We start from the raw sequence: 5,299 nt of genomic DNA, 5'->3' as shown, positions 1-5,299 counted from the left end.
CCTCGCCCAGCGTGAGCAGGTCCTGGGCGACACCCACCCCCACACCCTGGCCAGCCGCAACAACCTTGCCGCCGCTTACGAGTCGGCGGGGGACCTGGGACGGGCCATCCCCCTGTACAAAGCCACCCTCGCCCAGTACGAGCAGGTCCTGGGCGACACCCACCCCCACACCCTGACCAGCCGCAACAACCTCGCCTACGCCTACCGGGCAGCGGGGGACCTGGGACGGGCCATCCCCCTGCTGGAGGCCACCCTCCTCCAGCGTGAGCAGGTCCTGGGCGACACCCACCCCCACACCCTGACCAGCCGCAACAACCTCGCCAGGGTGTGTCAGGAGGCCGAAGCTGTACAGCACGGAAGTACAGCAACCTCAGTAACCAAGGCTGTACCTCAAAAACCGTCCACGGCTGATTGAGCAGCCCGAGAACCGGCAATGGCCTTCCCGCCGAGAGTTCGGGACGAAGAGGTCGTGGGTTCAAATCCCGCCACCCCGACAGCTAAAGAGCAGTTCAGAGGGCCTTTACCGGATCGGTAAGGGCCCTCTGGCGTTGCTGTGGTCTAACTGCGTGACTATCGATTCCGGAGTGCCTACGACCCGCGTCGGTCGGAGCCGAAGATGCCGTCCATGACCACGGCACCGGTCTGGATCACGGGTCGGATCTGCTTCCGGTAGACCTCCTCCGTCACGGCTGGGAGCTGTCCTTTCGGTTTCGGTCGGGAGGTCCGCGCCTGCCGGGGCGGCGGGATGCTGGGCGGTATCGAGGCCGCCCCGGCAGGCTGGTCAGCGCTTGTGGGCACTGTTGAGCAGGCATCGCAGCACCAGGGCCGATGGAGACGGAGACGGCCGTGATGGCGACCGTCGCCAGGAGCGCGGTCAGCACGACGTCCACGACAAGGACCGCCGCAACTGTTGCACCGCTTCAGAACTCGCCTGCGATCGTTCGGGCATGACCTACGACCTTGCCGATAGTCGGCGCAATGGGGTGACGGAGGGGCGTAGTTCACCCTCGGATGTCTTGTCGGATCGTGGCGTCTGAGCATGGTGTTTCCGCTGGTCAGGGGTGAGGTTAGAGTGTCGTCGCCGCCAAGGGGGTGACACTGGGTGTCTACCGCTGGGGGATCGCTGTGGCGGCGTTCATTCATCTGTGGGGGGCATCTTGAACACTCATTTGCGCCGCGGTCTCGCGGTGCTCGCATCCGCGTCCGCTCTGGCGGCGGGCGTGCTGGCTCTGACGGCGCCCGGCGCGTCCGGCGCCGGTTCGGCCTCCTGGCCGGCTGCGGACGGAAAGCTGGCCTGGGTCTTCAGTACGGGTTACGTGTCCGTGGGGTCCAACTCCACGTTCCTGTTCAAAGACGGCAAGCAGCCGTCCTGGTCGCCGGACGGCAGCCGTGTCGCGTACGTCCAGAGCGGCAGCGGTCTGATCATGACCCGCCGCTACACCGGCAACGCCTATGTCAAGTTCCGCGAGGAGTCCGGCATCGGGGCGGCCAGCAATCCCACGTACTGGTACCACGGCAGCAGCGTCGTCTACTCCGCCAGTGGCCGACTGCGCATCGCGCCCTCCGACGGCTCCCTCGTCGGGCGGGCGTTGTTCACCACGGCCGAGGACGGCTGTGACGGCCAGCCCAGCGGAGCCATCAACGGCCTGCTGGCCTTCACTCGCACCGGCGACACCTGCGCGTCTGCCGGTACTTCAGCGGTCTGGCTCTACAACGCCGAAGCCGACGCCTTCAAGCGCCTTGCAACCAGCGCCGAACACCCGGCCATTTCCCCCGACGCCACGAAGGTCGCCTTCGTGCGGTCCGTGAGCGGCGTCAAGCAGTTGTTCACGATCGGCGTGGACGGCACCGAGCTGACGCAGGTGACCCACGGCACCGAGGCGGTGAGCACACCGTCCTGGTCGGGATCGGGCACCAAGATCGCGTACAACACCACCGTCAGCGGCACCTCCTACACCCGGGTGCTGAACCTCGCCACCAGCGAGGTCACCACCCCCGCCTACAGCAAGGGCACCCGGGACGCGGCCTGGCAGCCGCAGCGCCACAACAGCACCTCCCGCGTGTGGGGCGCGGACTCGAACGGCACCAACATCGCCGGCTCCAAGTGGACCTGGAACACCGTCGGCCAGCACATCCCCGGCCTGTACGACGCCAAAGCGGCCGTACTGATCAATGCGGACAGTCCGTCCTACGCCCTCACCGCGGCCGCGCTCGGCGGCAAGAAGTGGGGCCCGGTACTTGGCACGCCGAGCGGTTCGCTGTCGTCGGCGACGCAGACCGAACTGAAGCGGATGCTCAAGCCCGGCGCCACGGTCTACCTGGTGGGCAACACCGACATTCTCAGCAGCAGCGTCGCCTCCAAGGTGGCATCCCTCGGCTACACCGCCAAGCGACTGTCCGGCACCTCACGCTATTCGACCTCCGTCGCCGTCGCGAAGTCGATCACCAGCGCTCCGGAGTACGTGTTCATCGCGACCGGCTCCGACTACCACTCCGCGCTCGCCGCGTCCTCCGCCGCAGGCGGCCTCGGCACCGGCGGTAAGGCCGTCGTCGTGCTCAACGACGGCAACACGCTCACCTCATCGGTGAAGGCGTACCTCAATGGTCTCGATCCGGACGAGACGATGATGATCCCGGTCGGCGAATCGGCCGCCTACGCGCTGACCCACACCTCGTTCTCGCAATGGCCGAGCCGGTGGACCTACTACCCGGTCAAGGGCGAAGGTCATGACGGCACCGCCGTCGCCTTGGCCAAGATCTGGTGGCGCGCACCGAGCATCGCGGTGCTGGCGAACATCGACAGCTGGCGCGGCGGCGTCACCGCGTCCTCCGCGATGTCCACCTTCGCCCCGCTGCTGTGGACAACCGACGACGAGCTGTCCTACATGTCCCAGAATTATCTGATCGACCAAGCCGCCGGCGTCAACAGTGTCACCGCCTTCGGCGGCAGCACCTCGGTGTCCGCCACGGCACTCGAGACGGCCGGCTCCGCGATCAGTGCAAGCCGCAGCCTGATCGACTACCACCCCTATCAGAACGGTGAAATTCCCAGTACCTCCGCTCTGTCGGCCGGACCCCGCCCCCTCACCAACGGGACCGGGATCGACCGGGGCTACGGAAAGGCCGTCGACACCCCCGCGCCTGACCTGGATGCCCTGAAGACGACCAACACGCCGTAACGGCCGTCCCGAGTCGCCACCACGGCCCTGCCGCCCGTCCCGGACCCCCGGAACGGGTGGCAGGTGCAGCGAGGCCCCAAGTCAGCCGTATGGATCTCTAACCGCTCTCCCAAAGCGGATGCCAACACCTATGCCGAAAGCGCCCCGTTCGCGGGAATTCTTGAGCCTTACCCCAAGAACGGTTGGCGTACTCAGGGGGCACGTCGAGTCCCCCACCGCCCCGGGTACTTCACACCGACAATGTCGCCTCCCGGCTAGAGACTGCCGTCGGCGGTCAGGCAAAACGGGGGTTTCTCTGGGCGAAGCTCCGTCGCCGGGAGGCATCTGGCAACTGGGACGTCTGGCCGGACGGTGATGCGAGGGGCTGTGGCTCTTCTCTCTGCGGGATGTAGGTGCTGCGCGAACGCGCACCACAACCATTACGCGGCGGCGGTGGTCAACATGAACGACCGATGTGCCAGGAACCGATACCGGGAGTCTCCGTGCCCAACCGCATCCGCCGTCGTTCCGCCTTGGGTTGTGCCGCGCTCGCCGCGCTGCTGACCGCCCCCGTGGTTCTGGCCGCACCGGCCTCCGCCACGACGACGACGCCGGTGATCGACTTCAACGGCGACGGGTTCGCCGACCTGGCGATCAGCGCGCCCAACGCCACGGTGTCGGGCCTCGGCGACGCGGGCTACCTGTCGGTCGTGTACGGCTCCTCCGCCGGCGCCGACACCGCGCACTCGAAGCTGATCACGCGCGCCACCGAGGGCATACCCGGGGACGTCATGGAGTACGACTACTTCGGCAGCTGGACGGCGGCCCGCGACCTCGACGAGGACGGCTACACCGACCTCGTGGTCGGCGGCCACCACACACCCGTGGTGTTGTGGGGCTCCGCCCAGGGACTCGGCGGCGGCGCCGCATTCGCCGGCAGGACGTACCAGGTGGGTGGCGGTGACATCAACGGCGACGGTCACGCCGACCTCGTCGCCAACGTCGGTGGCTCGCTGGAGGTGCGCTTCGGTCCCTTCACCCGCGCCGGGGTGCCCGCGTCGACCGACACGCTCGCCTTCGACGACGAGGACGGCCCGCAGGGCTTCACCGTCGGCGACGTCACCGGGGACGGCAAGGACGATGTCGTCACCCAGCACGGCTTCGACGAGATTCAGTACAAGTCCCGCCTGTGGAAAGGCACGTCCACCGGGCTGAGCAGGACCTTCCAGTCCTCCGGCTACTACACGGTCGACGGGATCATCGCCGACGTGAACAAGGACGGCTACGGCGACTTCATCGCCCGTCAGGTCGACCACGTCTCCGAGACGAGGGAGTACCAGGCCGGCGACATCCGCGTCGTCTACGGCTCGGCGTCCGGCTTCTCCACCCGTACCGTCAAGATCAACCAGGACACGGCGGGCGTCCCGGGCGTCGGCGAGGCGGGCAACGGCGACACGGACTACGGCGACCAGTTCGGCTACTCGCTCGCCGCCGGCGACGTGACCGGCGACGGCTACCTGGACATCGCGGTGGGCGTACCCGGCGAGGACATCGGCTCGATCCGCGAGGCAGGCGCGGTGGTCCTGCTCAAGGGCGGCGCGTCCGGCCTCACCGGTACCGGGGCACAGGCCTTCAACCAGTCCACGTCCGGCGTGCCGGGCGCATCCGAGAAAGGCGACAACTTCGGCGCCTCGGTACTGCTCGCGGACGTCAACGCCAACCATCGCGCGGACCTCGCCGTGGGCGCGCCGCAGGAGGACGGCACCTATCAGAACTCGGGCGCGGCCTGGCTGCTTCGCGGCTCGAAGACCGGCCTGACGACGACCGATGTCGCTTCCTTCAGCCCCAGCACTCTGAACGCGCCGCAGAAGGATTCCCGATTCGGAGCCACCTTCGCGCGCTGAGCCCGTCGGGCCCTGCGGGGCATCCGCGGACGAGTCCGGACGGCCCGCTCGTCGGCGTGCCGAACCCTGCCGGCCCGCAGGTCCAAGGCCCCGCAGAGTGAGTGCTGCCCTTGAAGCCGCTGTGGCCGCCACTACCGCCGCTACCGTCGCTTCCTGACAGCCGAGATCGTCGGAGGAGCTTGCGGCGTCGTGGGTGCCTTGGCCTACGGGATCCAGGCCGCGGCGCGTGCCCGCTTC

General features: G+C 68.1%; 3 protein-coding genes and 1 pseudogene. 3 read left to right on the top strand and 1 reads right to left on the bottom strand.

Annotation, left to right across the window (positions count from 1 at the left end):
- Positions 1-415: tetratricopeptide repeat protein (locus ACFWBT_RS41625; protein ID WP_385709639.1), on the top strand; the 415-nt coding region annotated here is incomplete at its 5' end.
- A gap of 366 nt (positions 416-781) precedes the next feature.
- On the opposite strand, the pseudogene ACFWBT_RS41620 reads toward ACFWBT_RS41625, so the two are convergent.
- A pseudogene (locus ACFWBT_RS41620) lies at positions 782-911 on the bottom strand (SpdD protein); the annotation flags it as partial.
- A gap of 246 nt (positions 912-1,157) precedes the next feature.
- Between ACFWBT_RS41620 and ACFWBT_RS41615 the strand changes: the two are divergent.
- Positions 1,158-3,179, top strand: a complete 2,022-nt coding sequence (locus ACFWBT_RS41615) for an LpqB family beta-propeller domain-containing protein (RefSeq protein WP_385709636.1) — start codon at positions 1,158-1,160, stop codon at positions 3,177-3,179.
- Positions 3,180-3,661: 482 nt separating this feature from the next.
- Positions 3,662-5,062, top strand: a complete 1,401-nt coding sequence (locus tag ACFWBT_RS41610) for an FG-GAP-like repeat-containing protein (RefSeq protein WP_385709633.1) — start codon at positions 3,662-3,664, stop codon at positions 5,060-5,062.
- Positions 5,063-5,299: the final 237 nt, after the last annotated feature.

The organism is Streptomyces sp. NPDC060027, from assembly GCF_042737005.1.
Lineage (GTDB): Bacteria > Actinomycetota > Actinomycetes > Streptomycetales > Streptomycetaceae > Streptomyces.
This window is presented reverse-complemented; position numbering and strand designations above follow the sequence as displayed.